The organism is Chromobacterium sp. IRSSSOUMB001 (assembly GCF_023507765.1).
Taxonomy (GTDB): Bacteria; Pseudomonadota; Gammaproteobacteria; order Burkholderiales; family Chromobacteriaceae; genus Chromobacterium; species Chromobacterium haemolyticum.
In genome coordinates this window covers 118,115-140,448 of the sequence record NZ_JALCYU010000007.1, presented here as the reverse complement: position 1 = coordinate 140,448, position 22,334 = coordinate 118,115, and the positions used below count along the sequence as shown (strand labels likewise).

General features: G+C 62.8%; 21 protein-coding genes. 10 read left to right on the top strand and 11 right to left on the bottom strand.

Annotated elements, in window-relative coordinates:
- Nucleotides 1–29: 29 nt before the first annotated feature.
- Nucleotides 30–764: a GntR family transcriptional regulator gene (locus tag MOV80_RS11465; protein ID WP_118268196.1), complete on the bottom strand. Its 735-nt coding sequence runs from the start codon at nucleotides 762–764 to the stop codon at nucleotides 30–32.
- A gap of 351 nt (nucleotides 765–1,115) precedes the next feature.
- Here MOV80_RS11465 and MOV80_RS11460 point away from each other — a divergent pair, with 351 nt between their 5' ends.
- The 6 genes from MOV80_RS11460 (at nucleotide 1,116) to MOV80_RS11435 (ending at nucleotide 6,408) form a co-directional block, all read left to right on the top strand.
- Nucleotides 1,116–2,126 (top strand): ADP-ribosylglycohydrolase family protein, encoded by a 1,011-nt coding sequence (locus MOV80_RS11460; protein ID WP_118268195.1) that lies wholly within the window; start codon nucleotides 1,116–1,118, stop codon nucleotides 2,124–2,126.
- 4 nt (nucleotides 2,127–2,130) lie between these two features.
- Entirely contained in the window at nucleotides 2,131–3,522 is a 1,392-nt protein-coding gene (locus tag MOV80_RS11455) for a cytosine permease (protein WP_039753832.1), read from the top strand.
- Entirely contained in the window at nucleotides 3,519–4,469 is a 951-nt protein-coding gene (locus tag MOV80_RS11450) for a PfkB family carbohydrate kinase (protein ID WP_019100503.1), read from the top strand. The genes MOV80_RS11455 and MOV80_RS11450 overlap by 4 nt, the downstream gene beginning before the upstream one ends.
- Before the next feature lie 492 nt (nucleotides 4,470–4,961).
- Nucleotides 4,962–5,360 (top strand): ProQ/FINO family protein, encoded by a 399-nt coding sequence (locus MOV80_RS11445; RefSeq protein WP_039753830.1) that lies wholly within the window; start codon nucleotides 4,962–4,964, stop codon nucleotides 5,358–5,360.
- A gap of 158 nt (nucleotides 5,361–5,518) precedes the next feature.
- A complete protein-coding gene (locus tag MOV80_RS11440; protein WP_019100501.1) occupies nucleotides 5,519–5,992 on the top strand; it encodes a hypothetical protein in 474 nt (157 codons plus the stop codon).
- Nucleotides 5,993–5,994: 2 nt separating this feature from the next.
- Nucleotides 5,995–6,408, top strand: a complete 414-nt coding sequence (locus MOV80_RS11435; RefSeq protein ID WP_249605113.1) for a YchJ family metal-binding protein — start codon at nucleotides 5,995–5,997, stop codon at nucleotides 6,406–6,408.
- Nucleotides 6,409–6,415: 7 nt separating this feature from the next.
- Here MOV80_RS11435 and MOV80_RS11430 read toward each other — a convergent pair whose 3' ends face one another.
- Together MOV80_RS11430 and dcd are read right to left on the bottom strand one after the other, a co-directional pair.
- A complete protein-coding gene (locus tag MOV80_RS11430; protein WP_249605112.1) occupies nucleotides 6,416–6,910 on the bottom strand; it encodes a glutathione peroxidase in 495 nt (164 codons plus the stop codon).
- A 270-nt stretch (nucleotides 6,911–7,180) separates the two neighbouring features.
- Nucleotides 7,181–7,750, bottom strand: a complete 570-nt coding sequence (dcd, locus tag MOV80_RS11425; RefSeq protein WP_019100498.1) for a dCTP deaminase — start codon at nucleotides 7,748–7,750, stop codon at nucleotides 7,181–7,183.
- 175 nt (nucleotides 7,751–7,925) lie between these two features.
- Here dcd and MOV80_RS11420 point away from each other — a divergent pair, with 175 nt between their 5' ends.
- The 4 genes from MOV80_RS11420 (at nucleotide 7,926) to MOV80_RS11405 (ending at nucleotide 11,583) form a co-directional block, all read left to right on the top strand.
- On the top strand, nucleotides 7,926–8,189 hold the full coding sequence (locus MOV80_RS11420; protein ID WP_043590981.1) for a FeoA family protein: 264 nt from the start codon (nucleotides 7,926–7,928) through the stop codon (nucleotides 8,187–8,189).
- Nucleotides 8,186–9,958 (top strand): ferrous iron transport protein B, encoded by a 1,773-nt coding sequence (gene feoB / locus MOV80_RS11415; RefSeq protein ID WP_043590983.1) that lies wholly within the window; start codon nucleotides 8,186–8,188, stop codon nucleotides 9,956–9,958. Before MOV80_RS11420 ends, feoB begins: the two co-directional genes overlap by 4 nt.
- 82 nt (nucleotides 9,959–10,040) lie before the next feature.
- The gene (gene bfr / locus MOV80_RS11410; protein WP_043591049.1) at nucleotides 10,041–10,508 is read left to right on the top strand and encodes a bacterioferritin; all 468 of its coding nucleotides are present in this window, start codon (nucleotides 10,041–10,043) and stop codon (nucleotides 10,506–10,508) included.
- 142 nt (nucleotides 10,509–10,650) lie between these two features.
- Nucleotides 10,651–11,583 carry a dihydroorotate oxidase gene (locus tag MOV80_RS11405; protein ID WP_118268639.1) on the top strand — a complete coding sequence of 311 codons (933 nt, stop codon included), beginning with the start codon at nucleotides 10,651–10,653 and terminating at the stop codon, nucleotides 11,581–11,583.
- 81 nt (nucleotides 11,584–11,664) lie between these two features.
- Here the strand turns inward: MOV80_RS11405 and ettA are convergent, their stop codons facing one another.
- From ettA to gpmI, 8 genes are all read right to left on the bottom strand, one after another.
- A complete protein-coding gene (ettA, locus tag MOV80_RS11400) occupies nucleotides 11,665–13,332 on the bottom strand; it encodes an energy-dependent translational throttle protein EttA (protein WP_039753826.1) in 1,668 nt (555 codons plus the stop codon).
- 87 nt (nucleotides 13,333–13,419) lie between these two features.
- Complete coding sequence (locus MOV80_RS11395; RefSeq protein WP_019100492.1) at nucleotides 13,420–13,899, bottom strand: DUF456 family protein; 480 nt, start codon at nucleotides 13,897–13,899, stop codon at nucleotides 13,420–13,422.
- A 48-nt stretch (nucleotides 13,900–13,947) separates the two neighbouring features.
- Nucleotides 13,948–16,005, bottom strand: a complete 2,058-nt coding sequence (gene ppk1, locus MOV80_RS11390; protein ID WP_118268194.1) for a polyphosphate kinase 1 — start codon at nucleotides 16,003–16,005, stop codon at nucleotides 13,948–13,950.
- A 71-nt stretch (nucleotides 16,006–16,076) separates the two neighbouring features.
- Nucleotides 16,077–16,349 (bottom strand): oxidative damage protection protein, encoded by a 273-nt coding sequence (locus MOV80_RS11385; protein ID WP_019100565.1) that lies wholly within the window; start codon nucleotides 16,347–16,349, stop codon nucleotides 16,077–16,079.
- A gap of 100 nt (nucleotides 16,350–16,449) precedes the next feature.
- The gene (gene argA, locus MOV80_RS11380) at nucleotides 16,450–17,754 is read right to left on the bottom strand and encodes an amino-acid N-acetyltransferase (protein ID WP_019100566.1); all 1,305 of its coding nucleotides are present in this window, start codon (nucleotides 17,752–17,754) and stop codon (nucleotides 16,450–16,452) included.
- A 144-nt stretch (nucleotides 17,755–17,898) separates the two neighbouring features.
- Nucleotides 17,899–19,341, bottom strand: coding sequence for a S41 family peptidase (locus tag MOV80_RS11375; protein ID WP_232060417.1), 1,443 nt, complete (start codon nucleotides 19,339–19,341; stop codon nucleotides 17,899–17,901).
- A gap of 27 nt (nucleotides 19,342–19,368) precedes the next feature.
- Complete coding sequence (locus MOV80_RS11370; RefSeq protein WP_039753911.1) at nucleotides 19,369–20,697, bottom strand: peptidoglycan DD-metalloendopeptidase family protein; 1,329 nt, start codon at nucleotides 20,695–20,697, stop codon at nucleotides 19,369–19,371.
- Between the two features lie 103 nt (nucleotides 20,698–20,800).
- A complete protein-coding gene (gene gpmI, locus MOV80_RS11365) occupies nucleotides 20,801–22,324 on the bottom strand; it encodes a 2,3-bisphosphoglycerate-independent phosphoglycerate mutase (RefSeq protein WP_043590989.1) in 1,524 nt (507 codons plus the stop codon).
- Nucleotides 22,325–22,334 lie beyond the last annotated feature (10 nt).

Here is a 22,334-nt window from a genome sequence, read left to right as displayed (position 1 = left end):
GGCGCTGGGCGGGTTTTTTTCGGCCTCTCTTAAAGCCGCACCTCGAATTCATAGAGATCGCTGCGGCACAGTACTTCGCTGAATTCCAATACCTGTTCCGCCGAGTTCAAACTAGTCTGCTGGATGCGCAGCAGCGGCGTACCGGTCTGGACATGCAATAGGGCGGCGCTATCCAGGTCCGCCGGGCAGGAGGCCAGGCGGAAGTGCTTATGGCCGATCTCCACGCCATGCTGTTCCCACCACTGGTAGAGCGAGTGTTCTAGACGCTCCGGCTCCGGCAAATAGGTCAGCGGGATGTAGGTGGTCTCCAGCGCAGCCGGCGTGCCGTCCATCATCCGCAGGCGGCGTAGCTTGGCGATGTCCGCGCCGGCGGGCAGCCGCAGCAGACCGGCGATGGCGGCCGGCGCGCGTTCACGCTGCCGCAGCAGCCATTGATTGGCCACGCTGCCGCCGCTGCGCAGCACTTGCTCGGTGAAGCCGCCTTTGTCATTGAGCGAGTAGCGGAAAGCCTGCGCGACGCGTGTTCCTTGGCCTTGCTGGCGGGTGATCAGCCGCTTGCGTTCCAGCTCTGCCATCGCTTTGCTGATAGTGACGCGCGACAGCCCCAGTTTTTCCGCCATCAGCCGCTCTGTCGGCAGGAAAGTCCCTTCGGCCAACTGATGCCGCCGGATGGCTTGTTCCAGCGCGTCGGCGATCAGCAGATAGCGCGGCGCGGCGCCAGGCTGCCGTAGGCTGGCAGCCAAGCATTCCAGAATATCGTTCATATCGTATGAAAACTCCTGTGCATGCGCGTTCCAGTCTAAATCAATGCTCGAAGGCATGTGAGAGCGACTCAAGCTTTGTGGCATGCTTTCCTGATCAATAGTATGGTTATGTGCTATTGGATTTGCATTGGACTTATCATACGATGCCAATCAAAGTCCTTAGAACGTGTTTACGATCTCGCGAGCAAGGGCGAGACAAGGCGAAAACGGCTGAAAAAGCGGAGTGTACAGACGGTACATGAGTATTTTGAAGCCGTTTTCAACGCCGTATCGCTGACGTTCAGCAGACCATAAACAGGGCCTTAAACGGACTTCGGCGTTGGCATCCAGGCGGAGAGAAGTGGTTTGACAATGATTAGCAAGGGCTACCAGTCCATTCTTGGGGCTCTTTACGGGCAGGCGGTGGGAGATGCGATGGGCATGCCTTCCGAGCTGTGGCCGCAACGGCAGGTGCAGACGTTCTTTGGTTGGATCGACAACTTCCTGCCCGGCCCTGCCGAGAACTTCGCCGCTTCCGAGTTTGTCGCCGGGGAATTCACCGACGACACCCAGCAGGCCATTGCCTTGATGGACGCCTTGATTGCCGCCGACGGCGCGGTTGAGCCGGAGCGCATCGCCGCCAACATCATCGCTTGGGCCGAGGGCGTCGACGCCTTCAACAAGAACATTTTAGGACCCAGTTCGAAGGCCGCGTTGAGGGCGATTTTGTCCGGCCGGTCCATCGACTCGCTGGGCGCCAACGGCATTACCAACGGGGCGGCGATGCGAGTGGCTCCCTTGGGCTGCTTATTGCCCAGCGGGAACCGCGAGGCTTTTATTCATGCGGTGCGGCTAAGCTGCAGCCCCACCCATCAGTCCGATATCGCGGTGGCCGGCGCCGCGGCTATTGCTTGGGCTGTGTCCCGAGCGGTGGAGGGGGCGGATTGGCCCTGCATCAAGGCAGAACTGCCTGGGGTCGCCGAGCAGGCGCAGCTGGAGCGCGTCACCACTTTCAGTCCTCTGCTGAGCCGGCGTTTGGATTGGGGATTCGAACTGGCGGCGCGTTTGCGGGGGCTGGGCGATGCGGCCGTGGTTGCCGAGCTGTACCGCACGCTGGGGGCCGGCATGGACACGATAGAGTCGGTGCCGACCGCCTTGGCCTTAGTGGATTGCGCGCAAGGCGACCCACGCCGTTGCGCGGTGCTGGCGGCCAATCTGGGCGGCGACACCGACACCATCGGCGCGATGGCCACCGCGGTATGCGGCGCCTTGCGAGGCGCGGACGCGTTGCCCGCCGAATGGCGGGAGCGCATCCGGAAAGTGAATGGCGTTGATTTCGAATCTTACGCGCGGGCTTTGAGCGCATTGCGGTTTAGGGGGTGAGCAGATGAGCGATGTACAAGCAGTAGAGGGCTGGCGACTGGAGAACTCAGGTATAGATTTGGTGCCGGAGCACGAGTGCAAGGGCCGGCCCGTTGAGTTGTTCTGGGTGTGGCTGGCGGCCAATATCGGCATTCTGGGCGTGGTTTACGGCGGCATCGTCACCAGCTTCGGGCTGTCCTTCTTTCAGTCTTTACTGGCCGCGGCGCTGGGGGTGGCCAGTTTCGCCCTGGTGGGGGTGACCAGCATCGCGGGCCGGCGCGGCCGCACTTCCACGCTGACCTTGTCGCGGGCCATCTTTGGACTGCGCGGCAACGCCGCGCCTACCGCCTTCAGCTGGTTCAATCTGATGGGGTGGGAGGCGGTCAACGTGGTGACCGGCGCTTTGACGCTGGCGGCGCTGTGCCAGGCGCTGGGTATAGCGGAGAGCCGCCTGCTGACCGCGGTGTGTTTGTTCTTGTTCATCGGTTTGACCATCGTGGTCAGCCTGCTGGGACAGGCAACCGTGGTGTGGATGCAAAGCTGGTTGAGCCGGATTTTCGGCAGCATGACTCTGGTGGTGATCCTGTATGTGGCGTCGACTGCGAACTGGGGCGCCATCATGGCGCGGCCGGACGGCGACTGGCTGACCGGCTTCTGGCCGGCGGTATCGGTGATCGCCGCAGGCACCGGCATTAGTTGGGCGATCGCCGGCGCGGACTACAGTCGTTACCAGCGGTCCGGCTCATCCAACGGCGGCATTTTCGGGGCGGTGATGGCGGGGGCATCGCTGCCCTTGATGCTGCTGATTTTTACCGGCGTGTTGCTGTCTGCGCAGATTCCAGACCTGGCCAGCGCGGCCAATCCCATCGCCAAGATAGGCGCGGTGCTGCCGGCCTGGATGGCGGTGCCCTATCTGCTGACCGCGACCGCGGGCATCGTGACCATGGCGGTGCTCAGTCTGTATTCTGCCAGCCTCAATTTGTTGACCATAGGCGTCAAGGTCAGGCAGGCACAGGCGGTTTCCATCAATGCGCTTATCGTGTTGGCGATCGCCGCTTACGTTTTGTTCGTATCCAGCGATTTCCTGGGGCCCTTCATTTCCTTCTTGCTGTTTTGCGGCGTGTTCCTGGCGGCCTGGGAGGCGGTGTTCGTACTGGATTACCTGCTGCTGCGTCATCGTCAAGGCTATGACGATGTGGCCTTGTCCGGCGATGGGCGGCAGGCCTTCCGCGGCGGGCCGTTGCTGTGCTGGCTGCTGGGCGCCGCCTGCGGTCTGCTGGTGAGCAAGACCGGCTTTGTCGACGGTCCGTTGGCGGTGGGGGTCTTCGCGGATTCCAGCCTTGGCTTGTTTGTGTCTTTTGGAACCAGCTTGCTGGCTTATGGATTGTATCTGTTGCTGAAGGAGCGACGCGCATGACCATTCCGTGTCCAAGTTATCATCCGATCAAGGCGATTCTGGCTTTGGGCGGCGCCGTTGGGGATGTGGTGCTGACTCTCCCGGAACTGCCGCGAAGCGGCGGCGATGTAGAGGCCTTGCAGCAGGAGCGCCAAATCGGCGGCTGCGCCTTCAATGTGGCGAGGGCGCTGTGTCAGTTGAACGCTCCTGTGATCAACGGCATGCCGGTGGGAAACGGGCCCTGGGGCGCGGCGGTAGACCGGGCGATGCGGGAGTTGGGACTGCCGGTGCTGTTGCGCAACGCGAATCGCGACAATGGCTGGTGCGTGGCCATGGTGGAGCCCAGCGGGGAGCGCAGCTTCATCTCCATCACCGGCTGCGAAGGGGAGTGGAGTCGCGAGCAACTGGACGCGTTGCCATTGCCCGCCGACGCCTTGGTGTACGCCAACGGCTATGAACTGGCGGGAGAAGGCGGGCGGGCTCTGCGCGCCTGGCTGTTGGCCTTGCCGTCGGAACAGTTGCGGGTGATCGACCCCGGTCCGCGCGTCGCCTTGCTGGAGCCGGCGTTTCTGTCCAGCTTGAGCGGCACGGAAACCTTATTGACGTTGAACCGGGACGAGATCGCCATATTGTGCGGCCAGGGCGATCCGGTGGCGGCTGCGCAGCGTTTCGCCAAGGACTACAAACTGACGCTGATCTGTCGCTTGGGTCAGGATGGCGCCTGGGTCTGTCCGGGCACCGACGAGCCATGGCATCTGCCTGGCTACCAAGTGTCGGTGGTGGATACCATAGGCGCGGGCGACGCGCATTGCGCCGGTTTGTTGGCCGGTTTATCCAGCGGCTGGCCGCTGCATTATGCGGTGGATCTGGGCAATCGGCTGGCCGCCTGTGTGGTGGCGAGCGCCGGACCGGACGCGGCGACGGATTGGGACAGCTTGAACCGCCGCTTTCCCGCCGCTTGCCTGTGAGCCGCGTAGAGCGTGTTTGAGGCCCGGAGGCCGGTTTGGCGCGGGGAAAGTGGCAAAAGAAAGACGGATAGGGGTGGAAACGCCGCAATTGGCGTCAAGTGCTGGACATAAAGGGGCATTACTTAGTACTCTCCCACCCTCGTGAGCGCCAGCCCGGCTATGGAGTGCCCGGAGGATTCCGCTTGGCGCTTTCATTCATTGCCGTCAAGTCGGCTTCGGCTTCGCCGTCGGCAAGCAGGGCGGGCCGATGGGTACGGGGGCCGCATACCCGTCCTGGTAGGCCGCGCCGCTTGGGTATGGCTCCTGGACACCCGCCATGATCGGCGATTTTTCACGGCGCGCAGACGTCTTGTCTGCACGTGTTGGTCAAGCCTGATTACGATGTCGTCATTTTTTCGCCGGCTGTCAAGCTGGTCGGGCGGCTGGTTGCAGCGCTTCGCTTGATTAGGCAGCATGCGCTGCTTTTGCATCAATGGATCTAGATAGAAGTTCATGAAGCCAAATACTGAAACGGCACTCGGTGCTGCACTTAAGTCCGCTGTACAAAGTCTGTCCAAGAAAAAGCAGACCGAGATGATCGCGGATCATGTCTACAGCAAGTTCGACGTTTTCCGCCAGTTTCGTCCGCTGGCCTTGGGCATCCATGAGAGCCTGATCGCGGCTTTGCCGCAGTTCGACTCGACGCTGATCTCCCGCGTAGTGGCCAATCACTGTCGCAAGCCGCGCTACGTCAAGTCACTGGCGCGCGGCGGCAAGCGTTTCGATCTGGCCAACAAGCCGGTGGGCGAGGTGAGCGCGGAAGAGAAAAAGGCGGCGGAACAAATGTCCGCGCCCAAGCCGGCCCCGGCTGCTGCGGCTCCGGCCGAACCCGCTGGCGACGCCGCGGAATAAGCGTGCCGCGGCCTCGTGGCAAGAACGTAAACAGCCTGACAGATCCGTTTGTCAGGCTGTTTTGCATTGGCGAGGCGGAACATTGGCACCGGCGAGGCGGTCGCAGCAGAACGCGCCGCGCGGCGGCGCCGAATCAGGACAGGAGTAGAATACCCGGCATGAAACGTCTTTTCTTGTGGGCCGCCATGGCCCTGAGCTTGTCCGCTTGCAGCGCGTTGCAACAACTGGGCGCGCCCATCAGTTCGCATCCTTCCTCTCCGGCCAAGGGCCGGCAGCAGACGGCTCCGGCGCCCAGCGCCAAGTCGGACGCTTTGTTGCGTGAGGCCAACCGTTTGGCAGACAAGGTCAAGAGCGGCGAACTGACCAGGCTGGCGGCTGCTGATCAGTTGGGCGCATTCCGGCTCAAGGCGGTGGGGGCCAACCCCGTCGACGACAACACCTTCGCCATGTACCGCTATCTGACGGTGGAGCGCGAGGCGGGGCGCATTGATCAGGATACGTTCCGAGCCAAGATGGATGAGCGTTTACGGGAGTGGATGAGGCGCTGGCCCAAGATGAATCCCAAGCCGGCGGATCCCGCGTTCACTAACTTCCTGCTCAAACTCTACGGCTTGCCGGCCTTGGGAGCTTGAACATGGGCAAGAAAGCCAAGCCGGACGCGGCCGGCTGTCCCTGCGGACTGGGCGGCGATTACGTGGTCTGTTGCGGCCGTTATCTGAGCGAGGGCGGCGAACCTGCGCCCACGGCGGAAGCCTTGATGCGTTCGCGCTATACCGCTTACGCGCGCGGCGACGAGGCGTATCTGCTGGCGAGTTGGCATCCAAGCACCCGGCCGCAGGCGCTGGACCTGGCCGCGGATGCCGGCGTGGTCAAATGGCTGGGCCTGGAGGTACTGGCGACAGAGGCCGGCGCCGAGGCCGACACCGAAGGGTGGGTGGAGTTTGCCGCGCGCTACAAAGTGAGCGGCAAGGCCGAGCGCATGCGCGAGCGCAGCCGCTTTGCGCGCGAGGACGGCCGCTGGTTCTACGTGTCCGGCGAGTTGAGCTGAACTCGGTTCAGGCGGCGGATGTCGGCAGCAGGCTTTCGATCACGCGTTCCAGCGCCGCTGGCTTGACGTAGGGGGCGAAACGCCCGCGGATGCGCCCCTCGCCATCGATCAAAAACTTGGTGAAATTCCATTTGATGCGCCGGCTGCCCAGTAGACCAGGCTTGGCGGCGGCGAGATAGCGCCATAGCGGATGCGCATTCGCTCCGTTGACATCAATCTTGGCGGACAAGGCGAAACTGACGCCAAAGTTCTTTTGACAGAACTGACCGATGGCGGAAGCATTCCCCGGTTCTTGGCCGCCGAATTGATTGCAGGGAAAGCCGATGATTTCCAGGCCTTGATCGCGGTAGCGCTGGTACAGTTGTTCCAGGGCGCCCAATTGCGCGGTGAAGCCGCATTCGCTGGCGGTGTTGACCAACAGCAGCACTTTGCCGCGATAGCCCGCCAGCGGCAGTGCCTGCCCGTTTAAAGTCTCAATGGAAAAATCATATATGTCCGGCATATTTTCGCCCTTCGCCAAAGCGAAGATCATGGCAAGAAACCGGAAGAAGGGCAATTGGGCAGGGAGATAAAAAAAGGGGCGCAACGGCAAGGGGGAACCGCTACGCCCCAAGAAGAAATCAATTGCTGTACAAGGGCCGACCAACCGGGAAAGTCAGCTAACCCTCTGTTTATCCTAGAACATTAAGGTGAAATTGCGAGGACGGATTTGGCGTTGTTTAAATGACAAAGGGATGGTTTGGCCATCCCTTTTTTGCAGGCGGGAAGCGGTTCAGGGGCGCGGAAGCGTCACGCCCACCTGGCCCATGTATTTGCCGGCGCGGTCACTGTAGGACACGTCGCAGATTTCATCGGATTCGAAGAACAGCACCTGGGCCACGCCCTCGTTAGCGTAGATTTTGGCCGGTAGCGGCGTGGTGTTGGAGAACTCCAGGGTTACGTAACCTTCCCATTCCGGCTCGAACGGGGTGACGTTGACGATGATGCCGCAACGGGCGTAAGTGGACTTGCCCAGGCATACGGTCAACACCGAGCGCGGAATGCGGAAATATTCGACGGTGCGAGCCAGCGCGAAGCTGTTGGGCGGGATGATGCAATAGCCCTTGCCGGAGACTTCCACGAAGGAGTTGGGGTCGAAGTTTTTAGGGTCGACGATGGTGCTGTTGATATTGGTGAATACCTTGAATTCGTCGGCGCAGCGGATATCGTAGCCGTAACTGGAGGTACCGTAGGAGATCACCTTCTGGCCATCCACCATCTTGATCTGGTTGGCCTCGAAGGGTTCGATCATGTTGTACTCGTCCGCCATCCGGCGAATCCATTTGTCCGATTTGATGCTCATTGTCTTTGGCCCGTAGCTTGTCGATTGATTGTCCGCGATTTTAACCGCAAGCGCGGCATGCGGCTATGGCTAATCCGCGCGTAGCGGCGAGAGCGGGGCGCCATTGACACAGGTCAAGCGAGGCTGGAATTGCGGCGATTTGCCGCAGATCGACGCGAATGGGCTGGATATACTAATGCAAACCATTCTCGTTCTTGATCGGATCATCATGTTGACTCTGGATGCATTCCCCGCAGGCCGCCACGGCGTGGTCGAGCGGCTGGAGCTGGCCGAAGAGGCCTTCCGCCGCGTCGCCGCCTTTGGCCTGGCGCCAGGCAGCCGTTTTTACGTGCGCAGGGTGGCGCCGCTGGGCGGGCCGCTGCTGCTGGATGTGGGCGCCACCCGCTTTTTATTGCGCCGCAGCCTGGCGCGCTCCATCCTGGCGAGGATGGAGGCATGAAGCGCTTTGCCTTGATCGGCTTGCCTAACACCGGCAAGTCCACCTTGTTCAACCGTCTCACCGGCATGTCGCAGCGCGTCGGCAACTGGCCGGGCCTGACCATAGAATTGAGCAGCGCCCGCCTGCTGTTGGGCGGCCACATGGTGGAACTGGTGGATCTGCCCGGCGTCAACGATCTGACCGGTTATTCCGACGATGAGGCGGTGGTGCGCGACGTATTGCAGGCCAGCGCTTTCGACGGCGCCATCCTGGTGCTCAACGCCAGCCAGCTGGACCGGCAGTTGCCGCTGGCCTTGCAGGTGCTGGCCAGCGGTCTCAACTGCCAGGTTGTGCTGAATATGGCGGATGAGGCCAAGGCGCTGGGCGTGAGCCTGGATGTGGAGTGTTTGTCGGAACGTCTGGGTGCGCCGGTATCGCTGGTGTCGGCCAGGCATATGCAAGGCTGGCCGCCGCTGATGGCGAGTTTGAACCGACTGGCCAATGACGAGGCTCCGGCCGTGAGAGCGGGGCTGGACGCGGTACCGGGTACCCAGGCGGCGATGGCGGAGGCCAAACGCTTGCTGGACGGTTGCTGGGCCTTGCCGGCTATGCTGCCGGCGCGGCTGACCGAAAAGATCGACCACTGGCTGATGCATCCGTGGCTGGGCTTGCCGCTGTTCTTCGCATTGATGGCGCTGTTGTTCAATCTGACTTATCAGATCGGCACGCCTTTGCAGGAGCTGGCCGGGGCCGGGCTGGACTGGGTCAAGGAGCAGGCGCTGGCGCCCTTGCTCGCGCCGTTGCCTGAGATTGTGCAGAGCCTGGCGCTGGACGGGATCTGGCAGGGGGTGTCGACGGTACTGACCTTCGCGCCCATTTTGCTGGTGTTCTTCGTACTGATGGCGATGGTGGAGGATTCCGGCTATCTGGCGCGCGCCGCCTATCTGACCGATGCCTTTATGGCTCGATTGGGGCTGGATGGCCGCGGCTTCGTGATGCAGTTGATGGGTTTTGGCTGCAATGTGCCGGCCATCATGGGCACCAGGGTGATGCGCGAACGCAAACAGCGGCTGCTGACCATGCTGGTGATTCCGTTCTCGCTGTGCTCGGCGCGGCTGCAGGTGGTGGTGTTCTTCGCCGGGCTGCTGTTCACTGCGGCGCAGGCGCCGTGGGTGCTGATGGGGCTTTATCTGATGAGCTTCGCCGTCGCGGTGTTCACCGCTTGGGTGTTCAAGCGTCGCTACGCCGGGGGCGAAGCCTTCTTGTTGGAAGTGCCGCCGTATCGGCTGCCCGGCTTGAGCCATTTGCTGGGCCGGGCGGTGGGCGAGGTGCGGGCCTTCCTGCAGCTGGCTTCCAGCTTCATCCTGTTGGGGGTGGTGTTGGTCTGGTTGTTGACTCATGTGCCGGCCGGCGATGGCAAGACGCTGGCCGACGTCTTGGGCGGCCTGTTGGCTCCAGTGTTGGACCCGATCGGCATTCGCCATGAACTGGCGGCGGCCTTGCTGTTCGGTTTCATCGCCAAGGAGATTCTGTTGGGCAGCCTGGCTGTGATCTACGGGGTGTCCGAGGCAGGTCTGGGCGCTGTCTTGCTGCAACATCTGGACTGGCGTTCGGCGATGAGTTTCCTGATCTTCACCTTGATCTACGTGCCTTGCCTGTCCACGGTGGCGGCGATGTACCGCGAGTCGCGCAGCAAGTCCTATACCGCGATGGCGGTGGCGTGGTCGGTGAGCCTGGCTTGGCTGTTGTCGTTCGTGTTTTATCAAGCCAGCGTGCATCTGTGGCCTTGAGAGCTTAGAATGAATGGTTCGCGAATTCCGTTCGCGCCGGCGGATAGCCGGCGTCATTGAACTACAACAACAAGAGGTCGTTATGCAAGGTGATCCCAAAACCATCGAGTTGCTGAACGAACTGCTGGCGGAAGAGCTATCCGCCGCGGACCAGTATTTCATCCACGCCGAGATGTACAAGGACTTCGGTCTGCACAAGCTGTTCGAGCGCATCGACCATGAACGCGAGGACGAGCTGTCGCACGCGCGGGTGCTGATCGCGCGCACCCTGTTCTTGCAAGGCAAGCCCAATGTGGCCAAGCGCGTGCCCATCGTGGTGGGCGAGAACGTGCGGGCGATGCTGGCCAGCGATCTGGAAGTGGAATACCGCGTCGGCAACCTGTTGAAAAAAGTGGTGGCCCACTGCGAGAGCGTGAAGGACTACGTGACGCGTCAGGAACTGATGGTGTTGCTGGAAGAAACCGAGAACGATCACGCTCACTGGCTGGAGCAGCAGCTGCGCCTGATCGATATGGTGGGCGAGCAGAACTATATTCAGTCGCAAATGTAAGCGCAGGGTATTTTGACCTTGAGACGGCCGCCTTTCGGGCGGCCGTTTTTTTGCGGCGACCGCGCGGGTTTTGACATGGCGCAGCATGGCTGGGACCGCCTCCGTCTATCATCGCCGGCAGATGAATTCGCCGGAGGGCGCGATGTCGCTGAATCTATCCGTTTCCTGGTTGGGCATGAAGATGTCCAGCCCCTTGTTCAACGCTTCCGGCGTCTATTGCCGCACGCGGGAGGAACTGGAGCAGGTGCGCCGTTCCGCCGCCGGCGCGGTGGTGACCAAGAGTTGCACGCTGGAACCGCGCGCCGGCAATCCGGAGCCGCGTTACCGACGCACCGCGCTGGGCAGCATCAACTCCATGGGCCTGCCCAACGAGGGCTACCGTTATTACCTGGACTACGCCCAGGCTTACGACGACGCCAAACCGTTGTTCCTGTCCGTGTCCGGCATGACGCTGGACGACACCCTGACCATCCTGACCGAACTGGCGGCGCTCAAGCTGCCCTGCCTGCCGGAGGTGAACCTGTCCTGCCCCAATCTTCCGGGCAAGCCGCAGTTGGGTTATGACTTCGCCGCCAGCGCCGAGGCCCTGGAGGCGATCAGCCGGCGCTATGCGCGGCCGTTCGGCGTCAAGCTGCCGCCGTATTTCGACCCGGCCCACTTCGCCGCCATGGCCGCGGTGTTGAACGCCTTCCCGCTGCTGCGCTTCGTCACCTGCATCAACTCGGTGGGCAACGGCCTGGTGATAGATCTGGACAGCGAGTCGGCGGTGATCAAGCCCAAGGGCGGGCTGGGCGGCCTGGGAGGCGATTACGTGCTGCCGACGGCGCTGGCCAATGTGCGCGAGTTCGCCGTGCTGCTGGCCGACAAGCATGTGATCGGCTGCGGCGGCGTGAAGAGCGGGGCCGAGGCCTTCATGCACATCCTGGCCGGCGCCACCGCGGTGCAAGTGGGCACCTGCCTGCACGAGGAGGGCGTCAGCGCCTTCGACCGCATTGAGGCGGAACTGGCCGCCATCATGCAGGCCAAGGGCTACCAGCGGCTGGAGGACTTCCGCGGGCGTCTGAAGACGCTGTGAGCACATGAAAAAAGCCCGGAGAGTCCGGGCTTTTTCGAACCTGTTTACGATCGCGCGACGCAGCGGATCGTCAACACCTCCTTAGCGGGTGATCGGCTTGTAGCGGATACGCTTGGGCTTGGCGGCTTCCTCGCCCAGGCGTTTCTTCTTGTCGGCTTCGTATTCCTGATAGTTGCCGTCGAAGAAGGTCCATTGCGACTCGCCTTCCGCCGCCAGAATATGGGTGGCGATGCGGTCCAGGAACCAGCGGTCGTGCGAGATCACGAAGACGGTGCCGGCGTATTCCAGCAAGGCGTCTTCCAGCGCGCGCAAGGTTTCCACGTCAAGGTCGTTCGACGGTTCGTCCAGCAGCAGCACGTTGCCGCCCTTGAGCAGGGTTTTGGCCAGGTGCAGGCGGCCGCGTTCGCCGCCGGAAAGCATGCCCACTTTCTTCTGCTGATCGGCGCCCTTGAAGTTGAAGCGACCGAGATAGGCGCGGCTGGACATCTCGAATTTGCCGACGGTGAGAATGTCGGCGCCGGCGGCTACGTCCTCGAACACGGTCTTGTCGCCGTCCAGGCCCTCGCGGGTCTGCTCGACAAAGGCCATCTGCACGGTCTGGCCGATGCTGACTTCGCCGCTGTCCGGCTGTTCTTTGCCGGCGATCATCTTGAACAAGGTCGATTTACCGGCGCCGTTGGGGCCGATGATGCCGACGATGGCGCCCGGCGGAGCTTTAAAGCTCAGGTTGTCGATCAGCAGGCGGTCGCCGAAGCCCTTGGACACGCCTTTGAACTCGATGACTTCATTGCCCAGGCGCTCGGCCACGGGGATGAAGATTTCCTGGGTCTCGTTGCGTTTTTGGGTTTCGTAGCTGGACAGCTCTTCGAAACGGGCCAAACGCGCCTTGGACTTGGCCTGGCGGCCTTTCGGGTTCTGACGCACCCATTCCAGCTCCTGCTTCATCGCCTTCATGCGGGCGCCTTCGCTCTTGGCTTCCTGCGCCAGGCGGGCCTCCTTCTGTTCGAGCCAGCTGGAGTAATTGCCTTTCCACGGAATGCCTTCGCCGCGGTCCAGTTCCAGAATCCACTCGGCGGCATTGTCCAGGAAGTAGCGGTCGTGGGTGACGGCCACCACGGTGCCGGGGAAGCGCACCAGGAATTGCTCCAGCCATTCCACCGATTCCGCGTCCAGGTGGTTGGTGGGTTCGTCCAGCAGCAGCATGTCGGGCTTGGACAGCAGCAGCTTGCACAGCGCCACGCGGCGCTTCTCGCCGCCGGACAGCGGGCCGATCTTGGCGTCCCACGGCGGCAGGCGTAGCGCGTCGGCGGCGATTTCCAGCTGGTGTTCGACGTTGTCGTTGGCGCCGGCGGCGATGATGGCCTCCAGCTTGGCCTGTTCTTCGGCCAGCGCATCGAAGTCGGCGTCCGCTTCAGCGTAGGCGGCGTACACTTCTTCCAGGCGCTTTTGCGCGCCCATTACGTCGCCCATGCCGCTTTCCACTTCCTCGCGCACGGTTTTTTCGGGGTCCAGCTGCGGTTCCTGCGGCAGGTAGCCGATTTTGACGCCGGCCAGGTGTTGCACCTCGCCCTCGTATTCTTTGTCCGCGCCGGCCATGATGCGCAGCACGGTGGATTTACCCGCGCCGTTCAGGCCCAGCAGGCCGATCTTGGCGCCGGGGAAGAAGGACAGAGAGATGTCCTTGATGATCTGGCGCTTGGGCGGAACGATCTTGCTCACGCGGAGCATGGACATTACATATTGTGCCATCGGTATTCACGCTGGATTGAAGGGGATAAACCGGGATTCTACCAAATCCCCCGGTTTAGGCCAGCCGCGCGGCCGCGGAGCCGGCCGCTAGAACAGTAGCGCCAGCGCCGCCGTGGCCAGCATGGCGAAAGCGCAGGCTACCTTGGCCACCGCGCCGACGATGAAGCCGATGAAGGTGCCGATGCCGACTTTGCCTGCTTGAAAGGCATCCTTGCGAGCAATGAACTCGCCGATGACGGCGCCGACCAGCGGGCCGAGCAGCACGCCCGCCAGGCCGAAGAACATGCCCACGATGCCGCCGATGAAGGCGCCCCACAGCGCCTGACTGCTGGCGCCGCTGGCTTTTGCGCCAAGCAGGCCGGCGAAGAAATCTATCACCAGACCCAGCGCGGTGAGCAGGGCCATGATGATCAGGCTGATCGCGCCCAGGTGGTTGAAGTTGTCCAGCCAGGCGGCCAGGAGCAAGCCGCCGAACATCAGCGGCAAGCCGGGGATGATGGGCAGCATGGTGCCGGCCAGACCGGCGACGATGAGCAGGGCGGCGAGACTGTAGCCGGCGATTTCCATGGTGGTCCTTGCGGGGGAGGCACCCGCGGCGTGGCCGCGGGCCGGGTGTCAGCGGGTGTACTCTTCCAGTAGCTGCAATTGCGCGCAATGCGGCTTGCCGCGGAAGGTGCGGCGCTTGTAGCCGCCGTCCGGCAGCATGTCCCAGGCGTTGACGTTGTCGTCCAGATAGAGGCGCAGCGCCTCTTTGATCACCCGGCGCTTGAGCTTGGCGTCGACAATGGGCACGCAGGTTTCGATGCGGCGGAAGAAGTTGCGGCCCATCCAGTCGGCGCTGGCGATCAGCAGGTCTTCTTTGCGGTCGTTGTGGAAGTAGAACACGCGCGGGTGTTCCAGGAAGCGGCCGACGATGGAGCGCACGCTGATATTCTCGGACAGCCCCGGCACGCCCGGCCGCAGCGCGCACACGCCGCGCACGATCAGCTGGATCTTGACCCCGGCCTGGCTGGCGCGGTACAGCGCGTGGATCACCTGGCTTTCCAGCAAGGCGTTCATCTTGGCGATAATCTGCGCCGGCTTGCCGGCCTGGGCGTGGGCGATTTCGCGGTCTATCGCCTCCATCACCATGCTGTGCAGCGTGAACGGGCTCTGGAACAGCAGCTTGAGCTGGCTGGCGCGGCCCAGGCCGGTCAGCTGTACGAAGATATCGTTGACGTCGCTGGCGATCTGTTCATTGCAGGTCAGCAGGCCGAAGTCGGTGTAGAGGCGAGCGGTGCGAGGGTGATAGTTGCCGGTGCCCAAGTGGACGTAGCGGCGAAGGCCGTGTTCTTCGCGGCGCACCACCATCAGCATCTTGGCGTGCACCTTGTAGCCGATCACGCCATAGACCACGTGGGCGCCGGCGTCCTCCAGCCGGCTGGCCCAGCTGATGTTGGCTTCTTCGTCGAAGCGCGCCATCAGCTCCACCACCACGGTCACCTGCTTGCCTGCGCGGGCGGCGGCGATCAGCGATTCCATCAGCACCGAGTCGGTGCCGGTGCGGTACACCGTCATCTTGATGGCCACCACATGCGGATCGGAAGCCGCCAGCGTCAGCATGTCAATCACCGGCTGGAAGCTCTGGAACGGGTGGTGCAGCAGAATATCGCCCTTGCGGATGGCATCGAACAGTGGCGTCTTCTTGCGCAGTATCTCCGGCAGCGTGGGGATGAAGGGAGTGAATTTCAGGTCCGGCCTATCCACCAGGTCCGGCACCTGCATCAGCCGCACCAGATTGACCGGGCCGTTGACGCGGTAGACGTCGCGCGGCTTCAGGTTGAACTGGGTCAGCAGAAATTCTTCCATATGCAACGGGCAGGTATCGGCGATCTCCAGCCGCACCGCGTCGCCGAACTGGCGCTGGCGCAACTCGCCCTGCAAGGCTGTGCGCAGGTTCTTCACGTCTTCGTCTTCCACTGTCAGCTCGCTATCGCGGGTGACGCGGAACTGGTAGCAGCCCTTGACCGCCATGCCGCTGAACAGCTCATGCACATGGGAGTGGAGGATGGAGGACAGGAAGACGAAGGTGTGGCGATGGCCGTCGCTGACGTCCGCCGGCAATTTGATCACCCGCGGCAGGATGCGCGGCGCCTGGACGATGGCGATGCCGGAGGCGCGGCCGAAGGCGTCGCGCCCTTCCAGCTCCACCGCGAAGTTCAAGGATTTGTTCAGCACCTTGGGGAAGGGGTGGGACGGGTCGAGGCCGATGGGGGTGAGGATGGGCATCAACTCGCGGAAGAAAAAGTCCTTCACCCATTGCTGTTGCGCGGGGCTCCATTCGTTGCGGCGCAGGAAGATGATGTTTTCCTCGCGAAGCGCCGGAAACAGCACTTCGCTCATCACGGCGTACTGGTCGCGCACCAGTTGGTGCGCGGCGGTGGCCACCTTGGCCAGCGCCTGCTCAGGCGTGGTGCCGTCCGCCAGGATGCGCTCCGGCGTGGCCACGGCGGTTTCCTGCAGCCAGGCCACTCGCACTTCGAAGAACTCATCCATGTTGGAGGACACGATGCACAGGAATTTCAGCCGTTCCAGCAGCGGCAGGTTGGCGTCTTCCGCCTGGGCCAGCACGCGGCGGTTGAATTCTAGAAGGCCAAGTTCGCGGTTGATCAGCAGGTCTTGCGTGTGTGACATACGAGGTTCAAGCCAACAGTGGAGAGTTCAGGGAAAAATAAAGCCCTCGCTTGGAGGGCTGGGCATGGCGATTAGTTCTGCGGCGGAGTGTAGCCGGCGGGAGCGTCGGCGCCGTCGCCGAAGAAGTAGGCTTCCAACTGCGCGGCCAGATACTGGCGGGCGCGGGCGTCGGCCAGGCTCAGGCGGTTTTCGTTGATCAGCATGGTCTGATAGCGCAGCCAGCCTTGCCAGGCTTCTTTCGAGACGTTGTCAAACACTCGCTTGCCCAGTTCGCCCGGCAGCGGCGGGAAGTCGAGGGCTTCGGCTTCGCGGCCCAGCTTGACGCAATTGACGGTTCTGCTCATGGCGCAATCCTTAAAATATCGGAAAAAGGTTAATTCAATATTGTGTCACAGAGATGAAATGCTTCCAACCACGGCGCGGCTTTGGAACCGTTTCTTGGACTCACAAGACCTTGACGAAAACCTTGGAGCGGCGCTGATAGTTGTAGAACTGCTGCCGCGCCAGCGGCAGCGCGCTCTTGTCCGCTTCGGCGAAGCCCCGCTCCACGAACCAGTGCGCGGTTTGGGTGGTGAGCACGAACAGCGACTGCAAGCCTTGGGTGCGGGCCTGGTATTCCACGTGTTTGAGCAGCATCTCGCCAAAGCCGCCGTCGCGTTTGTCCTGAGCCACCGCCAGGCAGGCCAGTTCGGCGGTGCCGGCGTCGGGGAAGGGGTGCATGGCCACGCAACCATAGATCTTGCCGTCGTGCTCCAGCACCGAATATTCGCCGATCTCCACCTCCAGATGCTCGCGGCTGCGCTTGACCAGCACGCCTTGCTCTTCCAGCGGCTGGATCAGGCCGATGATGTCGCCGATGTCTTCGATGCTGGCGTTGCGCACTCGCACCAGCGGGTCGCGGGCGATCATGGTGCCATTGCCGCCGCGGGTGAAGTGTTCCACCAGCAGCGCGCCGTCGGCGTGACGGCTAATCAAGTGGGCACGGGGAATGCCTTCTCGGGTGGCGCGGATGGCGTAGGGCAGGTAGGCGCTGACGTCATCCTGCAGCCGGCCGGAGGCCAGCAGGTCTTCGGCCTGCTGTGCGGTCAGCGTGCTGATTAGTTCCTCGTCCAGCATCACGCCGCGCTGCTCGATCACGAAAATCAGTTTTTCCGCTTTCAGGGTAATGGCGACGTGGGTGGCCAGTTCTTCCATGGTTAGATTGAAGGCCTCGCCGGTCAGCGAATAGCCGATGGGGGACAGCAGCACCAGCTCGCCATGGTCGAGGCGGGCGCGGATGGCGGCGCCATCGGCGCGGCGCACCTGGCCGGTGTATTGCATGTCCACGCCATCGAGCACGCCCAGAGGCTGGGCGGTGACGAAGTTGCCGCCGGCCACGCGCAGATGGGCGCCGTGCATTGGAGAATTGGGCATGCCCATGGACAGTAGTGCTTCGATGTCGCAGCGGGTGGCGCCGGCCGCTTGTTTGACCACGTCCATGGTGGCGGCGTCAGTGACGCGGCGGTCGCGGTGGAACAGGCGGGCGATGCCGTGGCGTTTCAACAGGCCCTCGATCTGCGGACGGATGCCGTGCACCAGCACGATGCGCACGCCCAGGCTGACCAAGAGGTTGATGTCCTGCGCCAGGCTGGCGAATTCTCCGTCTTGCAAGGTTTCGCCGCTGACGGCCAGCACGAAGGTCTTGCCGCGGTAGGCGTTGATATAGGGGGCGGCTTCGCGAAAGGAAAGCACGAATTCGCGGGTAAGCATGGGGTCAGCGGCTCCGGCCGGAAAACTAGGGTTGAGCCGGATAGCGTAGCAGGAATGACGGTGTTTTGCAGGAGGACAATATAGCGCGCGCATGAAAAACGCCCCTGGCGAAACCAGGGGCGCGTTGTGGCTGCGGAGGCGGGGTCAACTGCCTTTTTTCTGCAGGATCTGCTGTACCTTGAGGATGTTCAGCGCCTGCGACAGCTGGTTGTCGTTTTTGGGGTTGGGGTCGCGCGGGCCGAACTGGCTCTTTTCTTCCGGCTTGGCCTTGTCCTTGCCGTCGTCCGGCTTGGCGGGGGCGGGGGCGGGTTGCGGCGCTGGCGCGGGCTTGGCGTTGCTCTTGGGCGCCGGCTTGTCCTCGCCGTTGGGGTTGGCCAAGTGGTTTTCCAGGTCCGCTTCGCGCACGCGGATGGCTTGCTCCGCCGCGGTCAGCGTGCCGTCTTCCACCACCACGTCGGGCACGATGCCCTTGGCTTGGATCGAGCGGCCGTTCGGCGTGAAGTAGCGGGCGGTTGTCAGCTTGATGCCGCCTGCGTTGCCCAGCGGCATGATGGATTGCACCGAGCCCTTGCCGAAGGTTTGTGTGCCCACCAACACCGCGCGCTTGTGGTCTTGCAGCGCGCCGGCGACGATTTCCGACGCCGAGGCGGAGCCGCCGTTGACCAGAACGACCAGAGGCACATTGCGGGCTTCCACTGGCAGCCGGGCCAGCGGGTCGCTGCCGTTGGGGCGGGCGTAGTTCTGCAGATTGGCGGTTAGCCGCATCTTGGCGTCCGGCGTACGGCCCTCGGTGTAGACCACCAACTGGTTCTTGGCCAAGAAGGCGGCCGACACGCCAACCGCTCCGTTGAGCAGGCCGCCCGGATCGTCGCGCAGATCCAGAACCAGGCCTTTCAGCGCCTGTTTGTTTTCCTTGTAAAGCGCCTGCACGCCGGCGGCCAGGTCCTCGGAGGTGTGCTCCTGGAACTGGGTGATGCGCACATAGCCGAAGTCCGGTTCCAGCAGCTTGTATTTGACGCTCTTGGTCTTGATCACCGCGCGCGCCAGCGTGAACACCAGGGGCTTGGTTTCAGTTTTGCGGGCGATGGTCAGCGTGACCTTGGTGCCCGGCTTGCCGCGCATTTTCTTCACCGCGTCGGTCAGAGACAGGCCGCGCACCGGGGTGTCGTCGATCTTGATGATCAGGTCGCCGCTCTTGATGCCGGCCTTCTGCGCCGGGGTGTCCTCGATAGGCGACACCACCTTGACCAAGCCGTCCTCGGCGCCGATTTCGATGCCGAGGCCGCCGAATTCACCCTGAGTGCCTTCCTTGAGTTCCTTGAAGGCTTCCGGGTCCATATAGTCGGAGTGCGGGTCCAGGCCGGTCAGCATGCCCTTGATGGCCGCGGTGATCAGCTTCTTGTCTTCCACCGGGTCGACGTAGTCTTGCTTGATGCGGCCAAACACTTCGGCGAAGGTGCGCAGCTCGCTCAGCGGCAGCGGGGATTCGCCCTTGTCGGCAAAGGCTTGCATGCTGAGCGTCAGCACGCCGCCGGCCATGGCGCCGGCCACTAGCCAGGCAATCTTCTTCATTCTTTGGCTGCTCATGTTTGTTATCTGTCTCCGTTGCCTGGCTCAGCGCGCCCAGGCTTGCGGGTTTAGGGGGCGTCCCATGTGTCGGATTTCAAAGTACAGGCCGGATTCGCCGCTGTCCAGTGTTCCAGTGTTGCCGATCGTGTCGCCGGCCTTGACGCTGCCGCCCACGGATTTGCCTATCACCGATAGTCCGGTATAGACCGTCATGTAATTGCCGCCATGGTCGACCAGAATCGCATTGCCGAAGCCGCGCAATTGATCGGCGAACACCACGGTGCCGTCGGCCACGCTGCGCACCGGGGTGCCGTTGGCGGTCTGGATGAACACGCCTTTCCAGCTGACGCCTTGCTGGCGCGGTTTGCCAAAGCGGCCGACCAATTGCCCGGCCACCGGCATTTTCATTCTGCCCTGCAGGCTGACGAAGGCGCGGCCGGCGGCGCTGTCGTCGGCCACGTCGGTGATCGCTTCCTCTTTCACAGTGACGGTCTGCTTGGCTTCCTCCGGCACAGGCTTGCCTTGTTTCTTGGCGTTTTCAGCCAGCTTGCGGCGGCGCTCGTTCTCTTTGCGCGCCGCTTCGCGGGCGGCGGCCAGCTTGGCTTTGCGCTCTTCAGCCGCTTTGCGCGCGATTTCCGCGCGGCGGCGTTGGATTTCCCGATTGATCTGGGCGATCAGGCCAGTCAGGCGTTTTTCGTTTTCCTGCAGCTGGCTCAGTTTGCTCTGCCCGGTCTTGATTTCACCGGTGACCTTGTTGAGTTCTTGCTGCTGGCTAGCCTTGTCCTGCTGCAATGAACTCTTTTCCTGGCTCTTGCGGTTAGACAGCGAGTTAAGGCGGGCCAGTTCCTGTTCCAGTTGGAAGGACAGCGCTTCCAGTTCGTGCTGGCGGGTGATCAACTGGGCGACCAGCTGCTGTTGGGCGCGGGCAATGTGTTGATAGTAGGCGAGGTCGCGAGCGCTCTGATTGGGGTCGTTCGCGTTCATCATCAGCTTCATCGCGTCGTGCTGGCCGCTCTTGTACTGGCGTGCCAGCATTTGGCCTACCCGTTGGCGCACCGCGGCCAGGCTGTTGCGGCTGGCGTTGATCTGGGCGCGCAGCGCCTCTAGCTGCTGCTCTGAGCTGCTTTGTTTTTTCTCCAGCTTCACCAGTGCCTGGGTAGTCTGGCTAATGGCTTGTTCCGACTCCTTGATCGCCGATTGCGCCTCTTTTTGCACCGCCTGTTTTTGGGCGATGTCTTTTTTCAGCGTATCGATTTCCTTGCGCACCGATTTGAGGTCTTGCTGGTGCGGGGCGGTGGACAGCGCGGCGGAAGCCGGAGGCGCGGCGTGGCTGGCTCCGGCGATCAAGGCCGCCATCAGGACATAAGGTTTCATTGCCGGGAATATGCTTTCTACTTGGGCCGCGGACCAACAAGCGCGCCGTCCGCGGGCGGCGCGCTTGGGTCGATGACGCCGGCGGAGCCGGCGGCGGCGGGTCTTATTGGAATTCGATCAACGATTGACCGCTCATCTCCGCCGGTTGTTCCAGGCCCATCATCGCCAGCAGCGACGGCGCGATGTCGCGCAGCGAACCGCCGGAGCGGATCCGGGCCGGACGGCCGACATAGAGGAAGGGCACCGGGCTCAAGGTGTGCTGGGTATGCGGCTGGTGGTGCTCGGCATCGTACATTTGTTCGCAGTTTCCGTGGTCGGCGGTGATCAATACCTCGCCGCCGGCGGCGCGCATCGCTTCCACACAGCGGCCGATGCAGCCGTCCAGCGCTTCCACCGCCTTGACCGCGGCGTCGAAGATGCCACTATGGCCCACCATGTCGCCGTTGGCGTAATTGCAGATGATGGCTTGGTATTGGCCGGAGGCGATGGCGGCGACGATTTTGTCGGTGACTTCGCCGGCGCTCATTTCCGGTTGCAGGTCGTAAGTGGCCACCTTGGGCGACTGCACCAGGATGCGGTCCTCGCCGGGATAGACCTGCTCCTCGCCGCCGTTGAAGAAATAGGTGACGTGCGGGTATTTCTCGGTTTCGGCGATGCGCAGCTGCTTCAGGCCCTGGCTGGCCAGGTATTCGCCGAAGCCGTTGCTGATTTTCTGCGGCGGGTAGGCGATGGACAGGCGGCTGTAGGCTTCGCCGTAGGAGGTCAGGGTGACGAAGTCGGCGAACTTGGGCTGGCGCGCCTTGAAGCCGTCGAAGGCCGGGTCGGTCAGCGCGCTGACCAGTTGGCGCGCGCGGTCGGCGCGGAAGTTCATGAACACCACGACGTCGCCGTCCCGCATCTTGGCGGCTTCGCCGATGGCGGTGGCCTTGACGAATTCGTCGTTTTCGTCGCGGGCGTAGGCGGCTTCCAGCGCTTCCAGGCCGCTGCGGGCGTGGTACAGGCCTTCGCCCTCCACCAGCAGCCGGTAAGCCGGTTCCACGCGTTCCCAGCGCTTGTCGCGGTCCATCGCCCAGTAGCGGCCGCTCACGGACGCCAGGCGCGCGGCGGGGCATTCGGCCAGCACCGCGTCGAGCCGCTCCAGATAGGTCTTGGCGCTGCGCGGCGGCGTGTCGCGGCCGTCCAGGAAGGCGTGCACGAGGATGCGCGCGACGCCGGCGGCCTGGGCCGCGCGGATCAGCGAATGAATGTGGTTTTCATGGCTGTGAACGCCGCCATCGGACAGCAGGCCCATGATGTGCAGCGCCGAGTCCTTGGCCTTGGCGATACCGGAAACCAGCGCGGGATTGGCGGCGAAGCGGCCGTCTTCGATGTCGCAGTCGATGCGGCTGATGTCCTGTTGCACCACGCGGCCGGCGCCGATGTTGAGGTGGCCCACCTCGGAATTGCCGAACTGGCCGGAGGGCAGGCCGACGAAGTTTTCCGAGGCGTTGATGGTGCCGTAGGGGAAGGTTTGGCGCAGACGATGCCAATTAGGCATCGAGGCATGAAGAATAGCGTTGTCATCGCCTTCGGTGCGATGGCCAAAACCGTCGAGAATCAACAACAACACCGGTTTGATGGATTTCATGGCATTCACA

Bases quoted from the DNA above. Each gene is read 5' to 3' on its own strand.
- MOV80_RS11465 (WP_118268196.1), bottom strand. From the start codon at position 764: ATGAACGATATTCTGGAATGCTTGGCTGCCAGCCTACGGCAGCCTGGC.
- MOV80_RS11460 (WP_118268195.1), top strand. From the start codon at position 1,116: ATGATTAGCAAGGGCTACCAGTCCATTCTTGGGGCTCTTTACGGGCAG.
- MOV80_RS11455 (WP_039753832.1), top strand. From the start codon at position 2,131: ATGAGCGATGTACAAGCAGTAGAGGGCTGGCGACTGGAGAACTCAGGT.
- MOV80_RS11450 (WP_019100503.1), top strand. From the start codon at position 3,519: ATGACCATTCCGTGTCCAAGTTATCATCCGATCAAGGCGATTCTGGCT.
- MOV80_RS11445 (WP_039753830.1), top strand. From the start codon at position 4,962: ATGAAGCCAAATACTGAAACGGCACTCGGTGCTGCACTTAAGTCCGCT.
- MOV80_RS11440 (WP_019100501.1), top strand. From the start codon at position 5,519: ATGAAACGTCTTTTCTTGTGGGCCGCCATGGCCCTGAGCTTGTCCGCT.
- MOV80_RS11435 (WP_249605113.1), top strand. From the start codon at position 5,995: ATGGGCAAGAAAGCCAAGCCGGACGCGGCCGGCTGTCCCTGCGGACTG.
- MOV80_RS11430 (WP_249605112.1), bottom strand. From the start codon at position 6,910: ATGCCGGACATATATGATTTTTCCATTGAGACTTTAAACGGGCAGGCA.
- dcd (WP_019100498.1), bottom strand. From the start codon at position 7,750: ATGAGCATCAAATCGGACAAATGGATTCGCCGGATGGCGGACGAGTAC.
- MOV80_RS11420 (WP_043590981.1), top strand. From the start codon at position 7,926: ATGCAAACCATTCTCGTTCTTGATCGGATCATCATGTTGACTCTGGAT.
- feoB (WP_043590983.1), top strand. From the start codon at position 8,186: ATGAAGCGCTTTGCCTTGATCGGCTTGCCTAACACCGGCAAGTCCACC.
- bfr (WP_043591049.1), top strand. From the start codon at position 10,041: ATGCAAGGTGATCCCAAAACCATCGAGTTGCTGAACGAACTGCTGGCG.
- MOV80_RS11405 (WP_118268639.1), top strand. From the start codon at position 10,651: ATGTCGCTGAATCTATCCGTTTCCTGGTTGGGCATGAAGATGTCCAGC.
- ettA (WP_039753826.1), bottom strand. From the start codon at position 13,332: ATGGCACAATATGTAATGTCCATGCTCCGCGTGAGCAAGATCGTTCCG.
- MOV80_RS11395 (WP_019100492.1), bottom strand. From the start codon at position 13,899: ATGGAAATCGCCGGCTACAGTCTCGCCGCCCTGCTCATCGTCGCCGGT.
- ppk1 (WP_118268194.1), bottom strand. From the start codon at position 16,005: ATGTCACACACGCAAGACCTGCTGATCAACCGCGAACTTGGCCTTCTA.
- MOV80_RS11385 (WP_019100565.1), bottom strand. From the start codon at position 16,349: ATGAGCAGAACCGTCAATTGCGTCAAGCTGGGCCGCGAAGCCGAAGCC.
- argA (WP_019100566.1), bottom strand. From the start codon at position 17,754: ATGCTTACCCGCGAATTCGTGCTTTCCTTTCGCGAAGCCGCCCCCTAT.
- MOV80_RS11375 (WP_232060417.1), bottom strand. From the start codon at position 19,341: ATGAGCAGCCAAAGAATGAAGAAGATTGCCTGGCTAGTGGCCGGCGCC.
- MOV80_RS11370 (WP_039753911.1), bottom strand. From the start codon at position 20,697: ATGAAACCTTATGTCCTGATGGCGGCCTTGATCGCCGGAGCCAGCCAC.
- gpmI (WP_043590989.1), bottom strand. From the start codon at position 22,324: ATGAAATCCATCAAACCGGTGTTGTTGTTGATTCTCGACGGTTTTGGC.